Origin of the sequence: Streptomyces sp. RPT161 (genome assembly GCF_027533845.1) — a bacterium.
Classification (GTDB): Bacteria; Actinomycetota; Actinomycetes; order Streptomycetales; family Streptomycetaceae; genus Streptantibioticus_A; species Streptantibioticus_A silvisoli_A.
In genome coordinates this window covers 356,932-375,808 of record NZ_JAPZVN010000002.1, presented here as the reverse complement: position 1 = coordinate 375,808, position 18,877 = coordinate 356,932, and the positions used below count along the sequence as shown (strand labels likewise).

The 18,877-nt window shown below is 71.8% G+C and carries 19 protein-coding genes and 1 other RNA gene; 8 read left to right on the top strand and 12 right to left on the bottom strand.

Going from position 1 to position 18,877, the window contains the following annotated elements; translation table 11 throughout:
- Positions 1 to 8 precede the first annotated feature (8 nt).
- Together map and O5O46_RS06295 are read left to right on the top strand one after the other, a co-directional pair.
- Positions 9 to 866: a type I methionyl aminopeptidase gene (gene map / locus O5O46_RS06300; protein ID WP_269854231.1), complete on the top strand. Its 858-nt coding sequence runs from the start codon at positions 9 to 11 to the stop codon at positions 864 to 866.
- Positions 867 to 972: 106 nt separating this feature from the next.
- Positions 973 to 1,974, top strand: a complete 1,002-nt coding sequence (locus O5O46_RS06295) for a hypothetical protein (RefSeq protein ID WP_269854230.1) — start codon at positions 973 to 975, stop codon at positions 1,972 to 1,974.
- A gap of 32 nt (positions 1,975 to 2,006) precedes the next feature.
- On the opposite strand, the gene O5O46_RS06290 is transcribed toward O5O46_RS06295, so the two are convergent.
- A complete protein-coding gene (locus tag O5O46_RS06290; protein WP_269854229.1) occupies positions 2,007 to 2,735 on the bottom strand; it encodes a bifunctional DNA primase/polymerase in 729 nt (242 codons plus the stop codon).
- 283 nt (positions 2,736 to 3,018) lie between these two features.
- On the opposite strand from O5O46_RS06290, the gene O5O46_RS06285 reads away from it, so the two are divergent.
- From O5O46_RS06285 to O5O46_RS06275, 3 genes are all read left to right on the top strand, one after another.
- A complete protein-coding gene (locus O5O46_RS06285) occupies positions 3,019 to 3,687 on the top strand; it encodes a biliverdin-producing heme oxygenase (RefSeq protein ID WP_269854228.1) in 669 nt (222 codons plus the stop codon).
- A gap of 171 nt (positions 3,688 to 3,858) precedes the next feature.
- Positions 3,859 to 4,674 carry a dimethylargininase gene (gene ddaH / locus O5O46_RS06280; protein WP_333482337.1) on the top strand — a complete coding sequence of 272 codons (816 nt, stop codon included), beginning with the start codon at positions 3,859 to 3,861 and terminating at the stop codon, positions 4,672 to 4,674.
- Between the two features lie 61 nt (positions 4,675 to 4,735).
- Complete coding sequence (locus tag O5O46_RS06275) at positions 4,736 to 6,277, top strand: phytoene desaturase family protein (protein ID WP_269854227.1); 1,542 nt, start codon at positions 4,736 to 4,738, stop codon at positions 6,275 to 6,277.
- Here O5O46_RS06275 and O5O46_RS06270 read toward each other — a convergent pair.
- The 8 genes from O5O46_RS06270 to O5O46_RS06235 all read right to left on the bottom strand — a co-directional run bounded on the left by O5O46_RS06270 (position 6,260) and on the right by O5O46_RS06235 (position 14,252).
- A complete protein-coding gene (locus O5O46_RS06270; protein ID WP_269854226.1) occupies positions 6,260 to 7,282 on the bottom strand; it encodes a small ribosomal subunit Rsm22 family protein in 1,023 nt (340 codons plus the stop codon). The genes O5O46_RS06275 and O5O46_RS06270 overlap by 18 nt on opposite strands.
- Positions 7,283 to 7,644: 362 nt before the next feature.
- Complete coding sequence (locus O5O46_RS06265; RefSeq protein ID WP_269854225.1) at positions 7,645 to 8,478, bottom strand: metal ABC transporter permease; 834 nt, start codon at positions 8,476 to 8,478, stop codon at positions 7,645 to 7,647.
- Positions 8,475 to 9,380 carry a metal ABC transporter permease gene (locus O5O46_RS06260; protein ID WP_269854224.1) on the bottom strand — a complete coding sequence of 302 codons (906 nt, stop codon included), beginning with the start codon at positions 9,378 to 9,380 and terminating at the stop codon, positions 8,475 to 8,477. Before O5O46_RS06260 ends, O5O46_RS06265 begins: the two co-directional genes overlap by 4 nt.
- Positions 9,367 to 10,290, bottom strand: a complete 924-nt coding sequence (locus O5O46_RS06255; RefSeq protein WP_333482336.1) for a metal ABC transporter ATP-binding protein — start codon at positions 10,288 to 10,290, stop codon at positions 9,367 to 9,369. The genes O5O46_RS06260 and O5O46_RS06255 overlap by 14 nt, the downstream gene beginning before the upstream one ends.
- 11 nt (positions 10,291 to 10,301) lie before the next feature.
- The gene (locus tag O5O46_RS06250) at positions 10,302 to 11,267 is read right to left on the bottom strand and encodes a metal ABC transporter solute-binding protein, Zn/Mn family (protein WP_269854223.1); all 966 of its coding nucleotides are present in this window, start codon (positions 11,265 to 11,267) and stop codon (positions 10,302 to 10,304) included.
- A gap of 38 nt (positions 11,268 to 11,305) precedes the next feature.
- The gene (locus tag O5O46_RS06245) at positions 11,306 to 12,496 is read right to left on the bottom strand and encodes a serine hydrolase domain-containing protein (RefSeq protein ID WP_269854222.1); all 1,191 of its coding nucleotides are present in this window, start codon (positions 12,494 to 12,496) and stop codon (positions 11,306 to 11,308) included.
- On the bottom strand, positions 12,493 to 13,863 hold the full coding sequence (locus tag O5O46_RS06240) for a Bcr/CflA family multidrug efflux MFS transporter (RefSeq protein ID WP_269854221.1): 1,371 nt from the start codon (positions 13,861 to 13,863) through the stop codon (positions 12,493 to 12,495). Before O5O46_RS06240 ends, O5O46_RS06245 begins: the two co-directional genes overlap by 4 nt.
- A 77-nt stretch (positions 13,864 to 13,940) precedes the next feature.
- Positions 13,941 to 14,252, bottom strand: a complete 312-nt coding sequence (locus O5O46_RS06235; protein ID WP_269854220.1) for a 4a-hydroxytetrahydrobiopterin dehydratase — start codon at positions 14,250 to 14,252, stop codon at positions 13,941 to 13,943.
- A 79-nt stretch (positions 14,253 to 14,331) separates the two neighbouring features.
- Here O5O46_RS06235 and O5O46_RS06230 point away from each other — a divergent pair, with 79 nt between their 5' ends.
- Both O5O46_RS06230 and O5O46_RS06225 read left to right on the top strand, forming a co-directional pair.
- Positions 14,332 to 15,087, top strand: coding sequence for an SDR family oxidoreductase (locus tag O5O46_RS06230; RefSeq protein ID WP_269854219.1), 756 nt, complete (start codon positions 14,332 to 14,334; stop codon positions 15,085 to 15,087).
- Positions 15,088 to 15,192: 105 nt separating this feature from the next.
- Complete coding sequence (locus tag O5O46_RS06225; protein ID WP_269854218.1) at positions 15,193 to 15,354, top strand: hypothetical protein; 162 nt, start codon at positions 15,193 to 15,195, stop codon at positions 15,352 to 15,354.
- Between the two features lie 236 nt (positions 15,355 to 15,590).
- On the opposite strand, the gene rnpB is transcribed toward O5O46_RS06225, so the two are convergent.
- Positions 15,591 to 15,993, bottom strand: an RNA gene (gene rnpB, locus O5O46_RS06220) — RNase P RNA component class A.
- A 101-nt stretch (positions 15,994 to 16,094) separates the two neighbouring features.
- Here rnpB and yaaA point away from each other — a divergent pair.
- On the top strand, positions 16,095 to 16,874 hold the full coding sequence (gene yaaA, locus O5O46_RS06215) for a peroxide stress protein YaaA (RefSeq protein ID WP_269854217.1): 780 nt from the start codon (positions 16,095 to 16,097) through the stop codon (positions 16,872 to 16,874).
- Here the strand turns inward: yaaA and O5O46_RS06210 are convergent.
- Positions 16,861 to 17,424, bottom strand: a complete 564-nt coding sequence (locus tag O5O46_RS06210) for a PadR family transcriptional regulator (RefSeq protein WP_269854216.1) — start codon at positions 17,422 to 17,424, stop codon at positions 16,861 to 16,863. The genes yaaA and O5O46_RS06210 overlap by 14 nt on opposite strands.
- Before the next feature lie 88 nt (positions 17,425 to 17,512).
- A complete protein-coding gene (locus O5O46_RS06205) occupies positions 17,513 to 18,862 on the bottom strand; it encodes an FAD-dependent oxidoreductase (protein ID WP_269854215.1) in 1,350 nt (449 codons plus the stop codon).
- Between the last annotated feature and the right edge of the window lie 15 nt (positions 18,863 to 18,877).

The window sequence follows — 18,877 nt, the reverse complement described above, 5'->3', positions numbered from 1 at the left end:
TCACTGGCATGTCTGGCCAGTCGCTTCTCGTTCCCGGCACGCTTTCGCCGACCCGCCGAGTGCCCGCGTCGATCCCGCGCCCGGAGTACGTGGGCAAGCCCGCGCCCACGCCGTACACCGGACCGGAGGTGCAGGACACCGAGACGATCGAGAAGATGCGGGTCGCCTCCCGCATCGCCGCCCAGGCGATGGCGGAGGCCGCCAAGGCGATCAAGCCCGGGACCACCACCGACGAACTCGACCGGATCGCGCACGAGTACATGTGCGACCACCAGGCCTATCCGTCGGACCTGGGCTACCGCGGCTTCCCCAAGTCCATCTGCACCTCGCTCAACGAGGTCATCTGCCACGGCATCCCGGACTCCACGGAACTGCGCGACGGCGACATCGTCAACCTCGACGTGACCGCCTACATCCACGGGGTGCACGGTGACACCAACGCCACCTACCTGTGCGGCGAGGTCGACGAGGAGTCACGGCTGCTGGTGGAGCGCACCCGGGAGTCGCTGAACCGGGCGATCAAGGCGGTCAGGCCGGGCCGCCAGATCAACATCATCGGCCGGGTCATCGAGTCGTACGCCAAGCGCTTCGGCTACGGCGTGGTGCGGGACTTCACCGGTCACGGGATCAACTCCTCGTTCCACTCCGGGCTGATCATCCCGCACTACGACGACCCGCGGGCGACCACCGTGATCCAGCCCGGCATGACCTTCACGATCGAGCCGATGCTCACCCTGGGCACGTACGACTACGACATCTGGGAGGACGGCTGGACGGTGGTCACCAAGGACCGCAAGCGCACCGCCCAGTTCGAGCACACGCTGGTGGTGACCGACACCGGCGCCGAGGTGTTGACGCTGCCGTAGCCGCGGCAGCAGGGTGTGGGCGCCGTACCGCCTCCGACGGCCGGGGCGCGGGGCGGTCCCGGTAGTGTTTGCGGCCGATCGCGAACACACTAAGGAGCCGTCCGCCATGACCGCGCGTGCCCCGCTGCCCATACGGCCGCGCCGCAGGCTGTCCAGCCTGGCGGCGCTGGCCCTACTGGCGTGCACGGCGACGGGCTGCGTCACCGTGCACGGCGCGGACGCGGTCGTCCCGGCGGTCGGCAAGGCCGACGCCCCGGCCGCCCTCGACCACTTCGCCCAGGTGGTCAACGACGCCGACAGCAAGCTGGACCCGTCGCTGAACGCCCAGGTGGAGACGGGCGCGTTGGGCGCCATCGACGGTGCCGGGATCAAGGCCCGGCACGTCAACAGCCCCTCGGGGAACCCCGGTTACCAGCCGCTGCGGTTCAGTGACACCCGCTTCCTGATCCCACGGGAGCGCGGCTGGCCGAAGTGGTTCGTCGCGGACACCGCCAACAGCCGGGACCGCGACCGCTGGTTGCTGGTCTTCACCCGGGACAGCGTGAAGGACGCCTGGCGGGCGTCGTACCTGTCGGTGCTGGCGCCCGGCCAGTTGCCGGACTTCGCCACCGACGGCCAGGGCTACGCGGTGCCGGTGCCGGTCGGCGGAACCGACCTGCTGGTCCAGCCGGGCGAGTTGGGCGCCCGGTACACCGCGTACCTCCAGCAGGGCGACAAGGGCTCCACGGCGTTCGCCCAGGGCAGCCAGACCTCCGGGCTGCGCGCCCAGCGCCGCACCCAGTACGCGCCGACCTCTCAGGTGGTGACACAGTTCGCGGACGAGCCCGCGGACCCGGTGCAGTACGCCCCGGTGGCCCTGCGGCTGCGGGACGGCGGAGCACTGGTGTTCTTCACCACGCGTCACGAGATGAAGCAGACGGTGGCCAAGGGGCCGGTGGTGATCAAGGATCCGAACGTTAACGCGCTGCTGACCGGCACCCCGAACAGGTCGGTGACGCTGTACAAGGTGGCGGAGCAGGTCGTGAAGGTGCCCGCGCGGTCGGATGCGGGCGCGAAGGTGGTCTTCCTCAACCGCATCGAGGGGCTGGTTTCGGCCAGCGGCGCCTAGGACGCCGCCTCGGCGGGGCGCACGGACGGCGCCTACCGGCCGCCCGAGAGCCAGCCGCCGGCCGCCTCCGGCCGCGCCTCGGTGGCGACCTGGGCGCACGCGTCGGTCAGCACCGCGAGCAGCGGCAGCGGGTCCGGCAGCGGCAGGTCCGGCGGGCGGACCCAGTCCACCACCGAGCCGTCCGGCAGCCGGGACGGCGGCAGCAGCACATAGCTGCCGCGGCAGTGCCAGCGCAGCCCGGGGTGCTCGTCGAGGGTCTCCGGATGGCAGTCGAGCTCGCACGGCCACCACTCGTCCTCGTCCGCCGGGGCCCGGGTGGCGGTGAAGAACAGCATCCGGTCGGCGCCGTAGCGCGCCACCGGGCCGGCCGGCACACCCTCCGCGTCCAGTCGGCGCAGCGCGATCCCGCCCGCGGCGGCGGGTACGTCCAGTACGTCGTGGTTGGCGCCGGTGGCGGTGATGAAGTTGGCCAGCGGCTGGGCGGCCAGCCAGCGGGTGATCTGCTCGGGGTCGGTGGTGGCCTGGGTCTGCCAGGCGAACGAGACCGGGTGCATGCCCGGCGTGGGACAGCCGATCCGGTCGCAGGAACAGCTGAAGCCGGACGGGTGGGCGGCCGGTGCCACCGGGAACGACGCCGCTGCGGCACCGAGGAGGAGCGCGTCCCGGTCCGGGGTGGCGGCGCGGGCGGAGGCACGGGGCCTGTCGCCCGTGGAGCGTGGGCGGCGGCGCAGCCACTCGGACATCCTGCCCCTGCGTTCCATAGAACCCCTCTCGTCGGTGGGTGTTTCGCCGGATGCACTGTCCATCCTGCTCCCTGCGCGTCGGCCGCGTGAACGCGGGGTGGCGTCAGCGGGGGCGATGTGCGTGGTGTGACGGACGTGCGGTCGCGGCGCGGTAAATGGCCGAATCCTCTCAGGTCCCCCGGATGAGCGATTCCGAATGGATCACGGGCGGGTATAGCCTTTCCCGACAGCATGTCGGCAAGTCGTGCGGTGGGCGCCGTCCTCGCGGCGCCGCCAGCGCGCCGCAGCCGCGCCGTAGCCGATGGAGGCCCGTGTGACCGCCACCCAGTTCGCCCGCTTCTCCGATCTCATCCGCTCCGCGACACACGCCCAGCACACCGAGGCCGAGGAGTCCGCGTTCATGGCCGACCTGCTCGGCGGGCGGCTGGGCGTGGAGGCGTACGTCCGCTACACCGAGCAACTGTGGTTCGTCTACCGCGCGTTGGAGCAGACGGCCGACCGGCTGGCCGCCGACCCGGTCGCCGGCCCGTTCATACGCCCCGAGTTGCTGCGGGTGGCCGAACTCGAACGGGACCTGGAGCATCTGCGCGGAGCCGACTGGCGCACCGCGGCCTCGCCGCTGCCCGCCACGGCCGCGTACTGCGACCGCGTCGCCGAGGTCGCCGCGGCCTGGCCCGCGGGCTACGTCGCCCACCACTACACCCGCTACCTCGGCGACCTGTCCGGCGGCCAGGTCATCCGGGGCATCGCGGAACGCACCTGGGGCTTCCAACGCAAGGGCGACGGCGTGCGGTTCTACGTCTTCGAGGGCATCGGCAACCCCGCCGCCTTCAAGCGGGAGTACCGCGAACTACTCGACGCGCTGCCGGTGGACGAGCCGGAGCGGCACCGGGTGGTCGACGAGTGCAGACACGCGTTCACCCTGAACAGCGCGGTCTTCGCGGACCTCGCCTTGACCTTCGCCGGGTAACCCGGCGCGCGGGTAAGGCAATTGCGCACGGGGGCGCGAAAAGAACCACCCGAACGGATCGGTGTTTTTCGCGCCCTCCGGGTGGACCATTTGTGCGCGGCTGCGTTTCCCGGGGGCCGCCCCGGGGCCCAGCCGAGCGCCCATCGGAGCCTCAACGGCGAGGAGCCCGCCTTGCGCCCAGAACGTGTCGCCACGCCCCGGCGTTATCTGATGTGCCCACCGAACCACTACCGGGTCAGCTACTCCATCAATCCATGGATGGATCCGGACAAGCCGGTGGACCCCGCGATCGCCCTCTTCCAGTGGGAGGACCTGCGGGACCGCTATCTGTCACTGGGCCACCGGGTCGAGGTGCTCGAACCGGTGCCCGGCCTGCCGGACATGGTGTTCGCCGCCAACGGTGCCACGGTCATCGACGGTCGGGTGTTCGGCGCCAAGTTCGCCAACGCCGAACGAAGAGGCGAAGCGCCCGCACACCTCGCCTGGTTCCGGGATCAGGGCTTCACCGAGATCCACGAACCCGAGCACATCAACGAGGGCGAGGGCGACTTCACCGCCACCGCGTCATGGATCCTGGCGGGCGCCGGATTCCGCAGCAGCCCGCAGGTCAGGGCCGAGGTGCAGGAGTTCTTCGGCCGCCCGGTGATCGGCCTGGAACTGGTGGACCCGCGCTACTACCACCTGGACACCGCGCTGGGCGTGCTGGACGGCGACGAGATCATGTACTACCCGGAGGCGTTCTCCCCCGGCAGCCAGGCGGTGCTGGCCCGGCTGTTCCCGGACGCGCTGATCGCCACCGAGGAGGACGCGGCGGCGCTGGGCCTCAACGCGGTCAGCGACGGACGCCATGTGCTGCTGCCGCTCGCCGCCACCGGCCTGTTCCAACCGCTGCGCGACCGCGGCTTCGAGCCCATCGGCGTCGATGTGTCCGAACTGCACAAGGCGGGCGGCAGCGTGAAGTGCGCGACCATGGAACTGCGCTGCTGAGCGGAGGTACGTTCGGGTCGAGAGGCTGAACGGTCGAGACCCGAACAAGGGAGCCGCGCGGATGAGCGGAGTGCCGGACCACCCCTGCTACGACGCGGTCATCGTCGGCGGCGGCCACAACGGGCTGACCGCCGCCGCGTACCTGGCGCGCGCCGGGCGCTCGGTGCTGGTGCTGGAGCGACTGCCGGTGACCGGCGGGGCGGCCGTGTCCGCCCGGGCCTATCCGGGCGTGGAGGCACGGCTGTCCCGCTACTCCTACCTGGTCAGCCTGCTGCCCCAGAAGATCGTCAGGGATCTGGGGCTGCGGTTCACGGTACGGCGGCGGCGGATCTCCTCGTACACCCCGGACCGGCGCGGTGGCGGACTGCTGGTGGACGGCGGCGATCCGGCGGCCACCCGGGAGGGCTTCGTCCAACTCACCGGATCCGACCGCGACTTCGCGGCGTGGCAGCGGTTCTACGGAATGACGAGCCGGGTCGCCGAGCGTGTCTTCCCGACGCTCACCGAACCGCTGCCGTCGCGCGCCGAGTTGGCCCGGGCGGTGGACGAACCGGACGCATGGCAGGCGCTGTTCGAGCGCCCGCTGGGCGAGACCGTGGAGTCGGCCTTCACCGACGACCTGGTACGCGGTGTCGTCCTCACCGACGCCCTGATCGGCACGTACAGCCACGCCCACGATCCGTCGCTGGTGCAGAACCGCTGTTTCCTGTACCACGTGATCGGCGGCGGCACCGGGGACTGGAACGTTCCGGTGGGCGGCATGGGCGCGTTGACCGACGCGCTCGCCGACGCGGCCCGCGCGGCCGGGGCCGAGATCGTCACCGGCTGTACGGCGACCGGCATCACCACCGACGGCACCCGGGCCGAAGTCCGCTTCGCCACAGGGCAGGTGGAGACCCGGCACGTACTGGCCGCGGTCTCCCCACACGCGCTCGCCGAACTGCTGGACGAGCCGGCTCCGGCGAAGCCGGAGGGGTCGCAGCTCAAGGTCAACATGCTGCTGCGGCGACTACCGCGGTTGCGGGACACGGCGGTTGACCCCCGTGCGGCGTTCTCCGGCACGTTCCACATCGCCGAGGGCTACCGCAACCTGGCGGACGCGTACCGGCAGACGGCCGGTGGCGCGCTGCCCACCGCGCCGCCCTCGGAGATCTACTGCCACTCGCTGACCGACCCGTCCATCCTCTCCCCCGAACTGGCCGCCCGCGGCTGGCACACGCTCACCCTGTTCGGACTGCTGGCCCCCGGGCGGCTGTTCGCCTCCGACCCCACCGGAACCAAGGAGGCGCTACTCAAGGCCACGCTGGCGCAGTTGGACGCGGTGCTCGCCGAGCCGATCGAGGAGTGCCTGGCGCTGGACGCCGAGGGACAACCGTGCATCGAGGCCAAGTCACCGCTCGACCTGGAACGGGAGGTCGCGCTTCCGGGCGGGCACATCTTCCACCGCGACCTGTCCTGGCCGTACGCCACACCGGAGACAGGCCGTTGGGGTGTGGAGACCGCGCACCGCAACGTCCTGCTGTGCGGCGCGGGCGCGGTGCGCGGCGGGGGCGTGAGCGGGATACCCGGTCACAACGCGGCGATGTCAGTCCTCGGCCGCTAGCGGCGGCCAGGCGTCGCCCCACTCCGCGTCCCGGGCGGCGCGGTAGAGGTCGCCGTGCCGCTTGGAGACCGTGGTACGGCGCAGCCCCTCGTCGCGGGTGCACAGGTCCAGCAGGACCTGGCCCTTGCGGATCTGCGGATGGCGCACCACCCGGCTGGCCGCCGGGAGCACGGGGTCGCGCATCGCGGCGACGTAGCTGAACTTCTCGTCCTCGTACGGCAGGGAGCCGCCCTTGACCTGGCGGTGCAGCGAGGAGCGGTTGACCCGGGCGGCGAAGTGGCACCAGTCGGGGTCCTGCACCGGGCACTCTCCGTTGTGCGGGCAGGGTGCGACGACGCCCAGCCCCTCGTCGACGAGTTGCTGGCGGGCGCGGAGGATCCGGCGGTAGCCGTCGGGGGTGCCGGGTTCCACCACGAGCACGGCGCGGGCGGCGCGGGCGGCCGTGGCGACCACCGACTCCCGGTCGGACTCGGTGAGTTCGCCGAGCACGTAGCTGATGGTGACCAGGTCGCTGGGCGGGAGCGTGAGGGCGCCGCCGATCGGCTGGCGGTGCCACTGCGCCTGGCACAGGGACGGGTGCGGGGCCTCGGCGGCCAGGGCGCGCCCGAGGTCCAGGGCTGGCTGGGCCCAGTCCAGGACGGTCGTGGAGTGCCCGGCCGCCGGCCAGGCGTCGGCCACGGCCCAGGTGGCGGCGCCGGTGCCGCCGCCGATGTCGACATGGGTCTTCGGCGACCACTCGCCCGCCCGTGCGCGGAAGGCGGCGAGCGCCGACCGCACCGCCTCGAACGTGGCGGGCATCCGGTACGCGGCGTACGCGGCGACGTCGGCCCGGTCCCGCAGTACCGGGCTGTCGGTGGGCGTACGGCCACGGTAGTGGGCGATCAGCCGCTCGACGGCCGCGGCGGTCTGGCGCGGGGCGTCGCTGGGCACCGCGTGCAGGCGGTCACGCAGGGCGGCGCGCAGGTCGTTCTCGGTCGCAGCGGGTACGGGGACGGGGGCGTTCACGCCCCCACCCTATGTTCCGGTTGGCCCGGTCGGGCACGGGCGGTGCCCCGCCCACCCGCCCGATCGCCGTCGGCCTTTGCGTGCCGTTGCGCACGGCGGGCTTGGGGTGCGGTGCGTGGCTGCGCTGCGGGTCTTTTCTACCCACCCGCCCACCCGATTGCCCTCGGCCTTTGACTGCCGTTGCGCACGGTTGGTCGTGGGTCGGGGGCGCGCCGGTAGCTGCGAGAAGGGCGGGTGGGGTGGGTACAAAAACACCCGCAGCGCAGCGGAGAGCGCACCGCGCACCGCCCGTGCGCAACGGCAAGCGAAGGCCGACGGCAAACGGGTGGGCGGGCGGGCGAACCCCAAACAGCAGCGCCGTCTCAGCCCACCGGCAGCGCGCGGGTCGGTCGGGGCAGCCGTACGAACGTCAGCCCGTAGACCAGCGCCCCGGCGGCGATGACGCCGAAGCTGGGCGGGACGTTGGGTACCGCGTACCCGACCGCGAGCCCCGCCCACATCTCCGCCACCGCCAGCGCGGCGGAAAGTCCCAGCGCCCGGTACGGCGAGTCCGTGAGCCGCTGCGCGGCCCCCGCCGGAGCCGCCAGCAGCCCGAGCAGCAGCAGCGAGCCCACCGCCTGCGTGGCCTCCGCCGCACACGCCCCGACAAGGGCGAGGAAGACCAGCGAAAGCGCCCGCACCGGCACCCCGCGCGCGGCGGCCACCGACTCGTCGACCGAGGCGAACAGCAACGGCCGTGCGACGGCCAGCAACGCCACGCACAGCACCGCGGCCACCCCCACCGCCGTCCACGCGGACGACGCGGACAACCCGAAGATCGACCCGAACAGCACGCTCACCCCGGCCCCGCCGTTGGCCGTCGACCGGGTCGTGGTGTAGAGCGTCAGGAAGAAGACCCCGAGCCCGAGGATCCACGAGAAGACACCGCCGATGGCCACGTCGTCCGACCGTCCCCGGCGCCCGAGGAACCCAAGCAGCACCGCCACCCCGATGGTGGTGGCGAACAGTCCGATCCGCAGGTCCCAGCCGATCGCCAGTGCCGCCAGCGCACCGGTGAACGCCGTGTGGCTGAGCGCGTCCCCGGTGAACACCTGGGCCCGCAGTACCAGGAAGTACCCGGCGAGACCGGCCGCGGCGGCGATCGCCGTACCGGCCAGCAGGGCGTGCAGGAAGAAGGGGTGCGCGAAGGCGCTCATGCGGCACTCCTCAACAGCGGGCCGCGCCGCACCAGCGACGCCTGCCGGGCGACGGCCACCAGCCGGGCCAGTACGTAACCGCCGAAGGCGAAGGTCGTGACGTAGAAGCCGACCGGGTACGGCGAGAAGTACGCCACGGCCAGCCCGAGCCAGGTCACCGCCAGACCGATGAACATGGCCAGCACCAGGCTCAACCCGGGGCGGGGCGTGAGCACCTGGGCGGTCGCGGCGGGCAGCACCAGCAGCGCGAAGACCAGCAGCGAGCCGGTGATCTGGCTGGCCTCGGCGGTGGCCGCGCCGAGCAGCACCAGGAAGACGGTGGACAGCGCACGTACCGGCAGTCCGCGCGCCGCGGCCACCGACTCGTCCACGGAGGCGAACAGCAACGGCCGCCCGATGACGGCCAGTACGCACAGCACGACCGCCGCGACCGCGGTGAGCAGCAGCACCTGGCTGCTGGTGATGCCCAGGAAGCTGCCGAACAGCAGCGAGTTCACCCCGTTGAGGAATCCCTTGTACAGGGCGACGAAGAGGAATCCGCAGGCGAGAAGGAACGCCTGGATGGTCCCGGTGAGCGCCGACTCCTCGCCCCGGCCCTTCCCCGAGCCGGGCAGCATCGCGATGAGGACGGCGGCGCCCACGCAGAACGCGAAGTAGCCGTATCCGGCGGCGACTCCGACCAGTACCGCCCCGGACGCACCCGGGAAGCCGACCACCGAGAGGGTGTGCGCGGCGAAGGTCTGCCTGCGCAGCACCACGAACCAGCCGACGGCGGCGGCGAGCACGGCGATGACGGCCCCGGCCCGGAAGGCGTTGACCATGAACGGGTAGGACCACATCACCTGGAAGTCGGTGAGCAGGTTCCATGACCAGGAAGTGGTCACCGCGTCAGCCAGCGGCACGGCCCGACCCCTCCCCCGTCGACTCCGCAGGGGCCGTCGGCTCATGCCGGTCGCTGTGGCGCGCGGGTGCCTCGGGCTGGCCGACCACCACCAGCCGTCCGTCGGAGGTGCGCAGCACCTCGACCGGCGTGCCGTACAGCCGGGTCAGCGTCTCGGAGGTGATGACCTCCTGCGGGGTGCCGGTGGCAGCGCCGCCCTCGGCGAGGTAGACGACCCGGTCGAGGTAGCTCAGGATCGGGTTGACGTCATGCGCCACCATGATCACCGAGACGCCCTCCACGCTGCAGATCCGGCCGATCAGGGCCGCCACGGCCGCCTGGTTGGGCAGGTCGAGACTGTCCAGCGGCTCGTCCAGCAGCAGGATCTCCGGCCTGCGGCACAGCGCCTGGGCGATCAGCAGCCGCTGCTGTTCACCACCGGAGCACTGGCCGATGGGCCGGTGCGCGTACTTCGTGGCTCCGACGAGCTCGATGACCTCTTCGATCCGGGCGCGGGCAGCGCGCCGCCGCGGGCTGAATCGTTCCGGCACCGGCAGCGGCACGCCCCAGCGGTCGCCGTCCAGTCCCAGGCCCACGATGTCGGTGCCCCGGATGCGCAGTGAGGCGTCGAAGTTGCGACGCTGCGGCAGGTAGCCGACCCGGCGTCCGGCCTGGCCGGGCGCCTGGCCGAGCACCCGTATCTCGCCCTCGGCGAGCGGCTGCAGGCCGAGCACGGCCTTGATCAGGGTGGACTTGCCGACCCCGTTGGGGCCGAGGACGGCGGTGAACTCACCTGCTCCGATGGACAGTTGGACACCTGACCACAGGGTCCGTCCGCCGACCCGCACGCCCGCGTCACGCAACTGCAGCACGGGCCCCGTGGTGGGCTCGGCACGGGTCTGCGCGGGTATGCCGGAGGTCACCGCCGTCATCTCACTCACCCTCACTTACCGGTTGCCTTGGCCAGCGCCTGCTCGATGCCCTTCAACTCCCCGACCTGCCACTGCTGGAAGGTGTCACCCGCGGGGTCGAGCGTCTCTGTGACGGTGGTGACCGGTATCCCGGCCGCCTTGGCCGCGTTGACCTGGGCCTGGATGTCAGGCGTGGAGTTCTGGCTGTTGTAGACGTAGACCTTGATCTGCTTGTTCTTGATCTGCTGGTCGATGGTGGCCTTGTCCTGCGCGGTGGGGTCGGTGCCCTCGCTGATCGCGTCGAGGAAGGACTCGGGGGTGAGCATCTTCAGCCCGAGGCCCTCGGCGAGCGGGGTGACGATGGACTCGGAGGCGCCGATCGGGGTGCCCGCGTACTTGGACTTGATCTGCGAGATCAACTGGCTGTACTCGCCCAGGGACTTGTTCTCGAAGTCGTTCTTCTGCTGGTCGAAGTAGGCGGCGTTGGCCGGGTCGATCTTCTTGTAGTCGGCGGTGATCTTCTCGATGACCTGGTGGACGTTGTCCGGCGAGTACCAGCGGTGCGGGTTGCCGCCGGGCTTGATGCCGACCAGGTCGCCGACCTTGAGTTCGGTGCGGCCGGTGCCGGGGTTGGAGGCGAGCAGCTTGTCGGCCCAGGAGTCGTAGCCGATGCCGTTGACGATCGCGTACTGGGCGCCGCTGACGGTACGGGCGTCGGCGGCGGTCGGCTCGTAGTCGTGCGGGTCGGTGGCCGGGTTGGTGATGATGCTGGTCACCTTGACGTGGCTGCCGCCGAGCTGGGTGGCGATGCTGCCCCAGAAGTTCTCCGCCGCCACGACGTTGATCACCTTGCCGCCCGACGCGTTGCCGCTGGCGCCGCCGCCGCTGGACTTCGGTGAGGAAGTGGCGCAGGCACTGGTCGCGGCGAGGGCCGCGACCACTAGACCGCCGGCGGCGATACGGGCGAGTCGGGCGGGACGGGATATCGCAGGGGTCATGACGCGGAACGCTCCTCAACACTGGGCTGGCCCCCAGATTACTGGAAACGATTTTCACCACCAAGCCCTTGAGTGACATTATGACAATCGTTGCCAACTCTTGACCGGGGTGAGCCGTGTCCATATCGGGCCAGCCACGTCGCGGCATCAGCCCGTGGCGCGTTGCCCTGGCGCCAGGTCCTGACCGGGTGGACGGCGTTGGCGAGCAGCACCACATAGCGGCCCGAGTCGAAGTCGACCACCAGGCTGGTACCGGTGAACCCGGTGTGCCCCGCGGTACGCGGCCCGGCCAACTCCCCCATGAACCACGGCTGTCCCAGCTCGAACCCCAGCCCCTGCGATCGCCCTGGGATCCCCGCGTCCGTCAGCATCAGCCGCACCGACGCCGGGGCGAGGACGCCCGCGCCGCCGTCCAGCAGCGCACGGCACAGCGCGCCGAGGTCGGCGGCGGTGGAGAACAGTCCGGCGTGACCGGCGACCCCGCCCATCGCGTACGCGTTCTCGTCGTGCACCACACCGTGCACCAGCCCGCGATCCAGCCTCCCCCACGGGCGGCGCTGGTCCTCGGTGGCGGCGATCCGTGGCCGCCAGGACGGCGGCGGGCAGTAGCGGGTCGAGGTCATGCCCAGCGGCCGGGTGATCCCGTCCCGTACCAGCCGCGCCAGCGAGCGGCCGGTGGTGCGCTCCAGCACGTGTTGCAGCAGCAGCGGGTTGAGGTCGGAGTAGCGGTACGTGCTGCCCGGCTCGGTGAGCGGCTCCTCCTCGGCCAGCCGCGCCAACCGCCGCTCGGGGCCGCGGTACTCGTACAGCGGCAGTTCGGCACGGAGTCCCGAGGTGTGGGTGAGCAGCTGCCGTACGGTGATCCGGTGGTCCGCGGCGGCGGTCAACCGCGGCACGTAGGCGCCCAGTTGCCCGTCCAGCGCGATGGTGCCGCGCTCGATCGCCTGGAGCGCCGCGATCGCGGTGAACGGCTTGGTGAGCGACGCCAGATCGAAGACGGTGTCCCGGCGCATCGGGATCCACCGCTCGCGCGGCAGTTCCACGCCCCGGTCGGCCTGTGCGTCGTACCCGGAGTAGCGCAGCGCCCAGCCGACCGCCTCGTGGAGCACGACGTCCCGGCCGCACCCCGCGAGCACCACGGCGCCCGCGCACCAGGGGTGCACCGGCGCCGGCTCGGTGGCCGCCCGCAGCTGTCGTAGCAGCCCGGCGGACGCGTCGTCTTCGGTCACTCCGCGACAGTAGCCGCGGCCCCGCGCCAGGGGCGGCACAGCGCCAGGAAGCAGCCGATCGCCAGCACCGCGCAACTCACCTGGACCAGCGCCATGGGCACCGCCGTGTGCCCGCCCGCGATCCCGACCAGCGGCGAGGCGACCGCGCCGATGAGGAACTGGCCGGTACCCAGCAGCGCGGACGCCGAGCCCGCGGCGTTCGGGGTGCGCATCAGTGCCTGGGCGTTGGTGTTCGGCATCGCCAGCCCCATCGCGGACATCAGCACGAACAGCGCGACCGCCACCGGCACCAGCCCCACCGGGCCGAAGACCCCGCAGGTCATCAGCAGCAGCCCCACCGCCGCCACGACGATCACCGCGAGCCCCACGCCCAGCGCCCGGTCCAGCGGCACCCGGCCGACCAGTACCTTGCCGTTGAACTGGCCGACCCCCACCAGGCCGACGGAGTTCAGCCCGAACAGCAGGCTGAACGTCTGCGGCGAGGCGCCGTAGATGTCCTGGATGACGAACGACGAAGCGGAGATGTACGCGAACAGCGCGGCGAAGGCGAAGCTGCCCGCCAGCAGGTAGCCGGTGAACACCCGGTCACCGAGCAGCCCGCGCATGGTGCGCAGCGCCTGCCCCAGCCCGCCGTCGTGCCGCCGCTCGGCGGGCAGCGTCTCGGGAAGCTGGCGCAGCACCAGCACGGTGAGCAGCGTGCCGACGGCGGTGAGCACGACGAAGACCCCGCGCCAGTCGGTGAAGCGCAGGATCTGGCCGCCGATCAAGGGGGCGATGATCGGGGCGACGCCGGAGACCAGCATCAGGGTGGAGAAGAACCGCGCCATCGCCACGCCGTCGTACAGGTCGCGCACCACGGCGCGGGCGATGACGATGCCCGCGGCGCCGGCGAGCCCCTGCAACAGCCTGAAGCCCACGAGGAGTTCAACGTTCGGCGCGAAGGCGCAGACCGCGGTGGCGAGCACGTACACCACCATGCCGATGAGCAGCGGGCGCCGCCGCCCCCACTTGTCGCTCATCGGTCCGACGGCCAGCTGGCCCAGAGCCATGCCGAGCAGGCACGCGGTGAGCGTGAGCTGGACCGTCGCCGCCGGACTGCGCAACGCGGTGGTGACCGCGGGCAGCGACGGCAGGTACATGTCCATCGACAGCGGGGGCAGCGCGGTGAGGCCGCCGAGGACGAGGGTGACGAGGAGGCCGGTGCGGCGCTGGGCCCGGGGGGACGCGGAGTGTCCGGGCGATGCCTCGGCATTGCCGGTCAGGACCTCAGCACGCCCGGGCGAGGCGAAATGCCCGGCATTTCGCGGTATTCGAGAGTCGGGCGGGGTGTCACGCTCCATGTCCCCGGCCGCGCCGGGCTCCGTCATCCTGGGGTCCATGGGTGGTTGCAACACCGGTCGGCCGCCCGGGATTCCGGTTCAACCCGTGACGTTGGTTACTCCGGTCACTCCGCCCCGTGCTCCGGCGCGATCCGGGCGATGCGGCGGGCCAGTTCGAAGTCCTTTGCGGTGATCCGTCCACCCGCCTCATGAGTGGCGATCGACACCGCGAGCGTGTTGTAGCCCAGTGTCAGATCCGAGTGGTGGTTCAACTCCTCCTGGATACGGGCGATGTGCACGGCGAAGATCGCGGCGGGCAGATGCGCGAGATGGTACGTCCGCGTGATCCGGGAGTCGTCCGGCGCCGCCTCCCAACCGGGCAGTTCCGCGAGCTGGTCCTCGATCTCCTTGTGCGACAGCGGGTCGGCGGTCGGCATTCGGCCTGCTCCCTCCGTTTGGGATGTGTGACGGGCAGGGGTGCGTGGTCGATCGTCCCACCCCCTACCCTGCGGGGGCATGAGCGAAATCCAGAAGGTTGCCGTGGTGACCGGCGCCGGGTCCGGCATCGGCCGTGCGGTGGCGCTGGCGCTGGCCGGGGCGGGCTGGTCGGTGGCGCTGGCGGGACGCCGCGAGGAGGCACTGCGGGAGACGGCGCGACTGGCGGACGAGGGCGCGCCGCTGGCGGTGCTCCCGACGGACGTGACGGTCCCCGAGCAGGTGGACGCGCTGTTCGAGGCCGTACGGGAGCGGTTCGGCCCGCTGGGCCTGCTGTTCAACAACGCCGGGAGCGGCACCCCGCCGATCCCGGTGGACGAGCTGCCGTACGAGCGGTGGCGCGAGGTGGTCGACGTCAACCTCAACGGCGCGTTCCTGTGCGCCCAGGCCGCCTTCCGCACGATGCGCCACCAGCGGCCGCAGGGCGGACGGATCATCAACAACGGCTCGATCTCGGCCCACGTACCCCGCCCCAAGAGCATCGCGTACACCGCCACCAAGCACGCCATCACGGGCCTGACCCGGTCGCTGTCCCTGGACGGCCGCCCCTACCGGATCGCCTGCGGGCAGATCGACATCGGCAACGCGGCCACCGAGATGACCGCCCGGATGGCCACCGGCATCGAGCAGGCCAACGGCAGCGTGCTGGCCGAGCCGGTGATGGACGCGGCCGACGTCGCGCGCACCGTGCTGCACATGGCCTCCCTGCCCCTGGCGGCGAACGTGCAGTTCGCGACGGTGATGGCCACCACCATGCCGTACATCGGGCGGGGGTGACGCCCGCCGGGATCCCCCGTTCGGAGCACTCAAACGAGCGCCGGATGGTGGGGCGGTGCATGTTTGGAGCGGCCTTCCGCTTCACGCCCATGGAGGAACGACAGGATGCGCACCGGGGACAAAGCCCGAATACCGGGAACCGAAGCCAAGACCTTCGACCAGCTGATGGCCGAGGCCGATCGCACCCCGCCCCCGTGGGCGGCCCGGGAGGAGCGCGGCGCCGGCCCGGCGGAGGGCGAACAGGAACTGCGGGAACAGCACGGATAGCGTGCGGTCCGCCCACGTGAGGCGAGACGGCCGTCGGGATCAGCGGTGCCGCCCCGGCCGTCTTCGCCGCGCTCGAAGCCCGGCTACGGAGCGGACCGGTGGAACAGGAACGCATTCGGGTCCTGAGCGGTCATCAGCCGCACCGGGACTGGGTGATGAGCGGCCCCATCGGCACGGCGAGGCCGAACTCAACGGCCACTGGTGTTCAGCCTCCCGACCAGCCCGACGAGGAGCGGCAGACGAGCCGAGCTGTACGCCGGGTTCTGTGCCCGGGGGCCTCGCGGCCCGCCGGGTGGCGGTCATCCATCTAGGGTCAGCGTTGCCGCTGACCTCGTGCGGTCTACCCGCGGACTCGGGCGGGCCGCCCTCGAACATCCGCGCAGGGCCGTCTCGCGACGGCCCCTTCTTGACCTTGCTCCAGGTGGGGTTTACCTAGCCGTCCAGGTCACCCTGGACGCTGGTGGTCTCTTACACCACCGTTTCACCCTTACCGGGTGCCTTTCGGCGCCCGGCGGTCTGTTTTCTGTGGCACTGTCCCGCGGGTCACCCCGGGTGGGCGTTACCCACCACCTTGCCCTGTGGAGCCCGGACGTTCCTCGGCGGAACCAGGGGTTCCGACGCGACCGCCCGCTCGGCTCGTCTGCCGTACCTACATCGTAGTGGAGGCCGGACGAGGTGCCGACCAGAGCCGCCTATGCTGCTCCAGGGTGTGACGTCGTGACGTACGAGGGAGATGTGCCGTGCTCGTCCTGCTGCCGCCGTCCGAGGGGAAGTCCCAGCAGGGCTCCGGGGCCGCGCTGGAGCTGGGGTCGCTGTCGCTGCCGGGGCTGACCGAGGCCCGGCGCACGGTGCTGGACGAGCTGGTCGGGCTCTGCTCCGGGGACCCGGAGAAGGCGCTGGACGTGCTGGGCCTCGGCGCGAAACTGCGCGGCGAGGTGGCCAAGAACGCCGGGCTGCGGTCCGCGCCGACGATGCCCGCCGGGGAGTTGTACACCGGGGTGCTCTACGACGCGCTGGGGCTGTCCACCCTGGACGCGGGCGCCGCCCGCCGGGCGCGCGACACGCTGCTGGTCTTCTCCGGGCTGTGGGGCGCGCTGCGCATCGACGACCCGGTCCCTTCGTACCGCTGTTCCATGGGGGTCAAGCTGCCTGGGCTCGGCGCGCTGGGCGGCTACTGGCGTGCGCCCATGGCCGAGGCGCTGCCGCAGGTGGCGGGCGACGGGCTGGTGCTGGACCTGCGCTCCGCCGCGTACGCCACCGCGTGGAAGCCGAAGGGCGAGCTGGCCAGGCGGACGGCGACGGTCCGGGTGCTCCAGGTGCGCACCGTGGACGGGGTGGAGAAGCGCAGTGTGGTGAGCCACTTCAACAAGGCCACCAAGGGGCGGCTGGTACGGGCGCTGCTGACCGACGGCGCGACGCCCCGCGACCCGGCCGAACTCGCCGTGGCGCTGAGGGACTTGGGGTTCACCGTGGAGACCCCGGCGCCGGACAGGCTGGACGTGCTGGTCACCGAGGTGTGAGTTCGTCGATCAGGTCCCGCAGCCAGGCCAGCTCCGCGGCCCGCATGGTCCGCAGGTAGTCGTACTCGACCACGTTGATGCGGTCCAGCCCGCCGGGCAGTGCCGCGATCCCCGCCTCGACCTCGGCGTCCTCGCGCTCGATGGTCCGCCGCAGCGTCTCGGCGCGCTCCCGCAACGCCTCCAGCGCGGTCTGCCGGGGCAGCGCGCCGAGGAACGCCAGGGCCGCGGGGAAGGCGGGGTACTCGTCCACGGGTTCGGCCAGCAGGTCCAGCAGCCAGCGCCGGGCGACCGCGTCGCCCTCCTCGGTGGTGCGGTAGAGGGTCTTGTCCGGGCGGTTGTCCTGCTGGGCGGTCTCCACCGCGGTGATCAGTCCGGCGCGCTCCAGCCGGTCGACGGTCTGGTAGACGGAGTTGCGCTGGCTGACGTTGACCACCCGGTCCTTGTCCCACTCGTGGATGCGCTGCCGCAGCCCGTACGGGTGCAGCGGCTCGATGCCGAGCAGCAGCAGTACGGCCATGGCCAGCGGTGAGCGGCGGGGTTCGGAGGGCATCGGGGGGCTTCTCTCGTCGTGCACGGCGGTGGCGGGCGGCGCCTGGTGCGCATCGTATGCGGCAACGGGCGCGCCCGCCGTAGCGGCCTCACTCCTCGCGGCCGCTCCCCCGGGTGCCCGCCATCTGTGCCGTGAACTTCCGCTTCAGCGGCGGTGTGTGGTTCACCGTGCGCAGCATGGTCCGCTGCAGCCCGAGCGCCGCACGGCCGATGTACGGCTTGTGGATGAGGGCTTCGGCGTTCATCCGTTCCCGGGAGGCGAGCACCGCCCGGTACCCGTAGTCGCGCATCCGCGTCTCGTACTCGCCGACGGCCTCCAGCAGCGGCAGTTGACCGTCGCGGTGGGCGGTGAGCTTGCGGCACAGCAGTACGGCGTCGCGCAGCGCGGTGTTGGCACCGACGCCCTGGCCGGGGGTCATGGTGTGGATGGCGTCACCGAGCAGCGTGACCGGGCTGGGCCGCCAGGGGGCGACGGGGACCGAGGTGCGGATGTTGATGGCGAACGCGGAGGAGTCGTCGGAAAGGTCCATCAGCCGCCGCAGGTTGGGGTGCCAGCCGGGGGTGAGCCGTAGCGCGAGGTCGGCCACGTCCCGGCCGCGCCGGGTCAGCACGTCCGCGGGGAACTTGCCCTTGGCCGCCCAGATGGCCCAGTTGATGTAGTCGCGGGTGTTGTCGTAGAGCAGGCCGGGCCAGCGGGAGATCAACTCGGCGTCGTTGCCGCCGACGTCGTGTTTGAGGGTGCCGTCGCGGTCCCACTTGAACTCCATGGTGTGCAGGATTCCGCCGAAGCCCCTGGGCGCCATGACCAGGCCGACGCCCATCCGGACGTGCTCCGGGAGGAGGTCGCGCGTCGCGTCGGTGAGCGGCACCTTGGCGGTCAGGCCGATGATGCCGGAGTCCAGCACCTGGGCGTGCGGCAGATACTGCCTGCGCACACGGGAGTTGGCGCCGTCGGCGGCCACCAGCAGGTCGCCCGTCGCCGAACCGCCGTCCGCGAAGTGGGCGGTGACCGTGCCGTCGTCGTGCTGCTGGTAGTGGGTGAAGGCCTTGTCGAAGTGCACGGTGTCCTCAAGTCCGGTCAGCAGTACCTGACGCAGGGTCATGCGGCTTACTGAGTGCTCGCTTTCGGCCGGATCGCTGCCGGGGTCGAACGGGATGTCCAGGGTGGTGCGCAGCTTCTCGCTGACCATCGTGAGGCGGCGCGGCGGACGGGCGCAGGTGGCGGCGAAGGTGTCGAACAGGTCGGGCGGCAGGCTGGCCTTGAGCGCGCGGGCGCCGTCGGGGTCGATGCCGACGCGGTAGCCGTGCAGGCCGTCGGCGCGGGTGCGGTCGCGCTCGTAGACGTCCACGGCGATTCCGGCCCGCTTCAGGCCGTGCGCGAGGCACAGCCCGCCGAATCCGGCTCCGATGACGATGACGCGCGGGGGCGAGGTGGGCATGGCGGGTCCTTCGGG